This is a genomic window from Brevibacterium sp. SIMBA_078 (assembly GCF_046534565.1).
In the GTDB taxonomy this organism is placed as follows: Bacteria; Actinomycetota; Actinomycetes; order Actinomycetales; family Brevibacteriaceae; genus Brevibacterium.
This window is the reverse complement of record NZ_JAWRYQ010000119.1, coordinates 1-305: the sequence shown is the minus strand read 5'-3', so window position 1 is coordinate 305 and position 305 is coordinate 1. Positions and strand designations below refer to the sequence as shown.

General features: G+C 32.8%; 1 pseudogene. It reads right to left on the bottom strand.

Annotated elements, in window-relative coordinates:
* Positions 1 to 305 (bottom strand): annotated as a pseudogene (locus tag SB749_RS19105) (transposase); the annotation flags it as partial.

Genomic DNA, 305 nt, shown 5'->3' with positions numbered 1-305 from the left:
CAATAATTGATTGTTAGGACAAGTGTAGGTATCGGTTTCTTCATCATATGTCCAATTCGTTGTATTAAAAGGATTCTGCTTATACTTTTTCTTCTGTTCCTTCAAATATAGATTGTAAGTAATTAACGCTTCCCGTTTACGGTTCACTAAAATATCATTGTAATTTTGTTCGCTACCATAACCAGCATCAGCTACGATATGTTTTGGTAAATCAAAATTGTTTGCTCGATTTCATTTAAGAATGGTATTAACGTTAAAGTATCCGTTGGATTTGGAAAGATACTGTAAGCTAGTGTAAACTGACC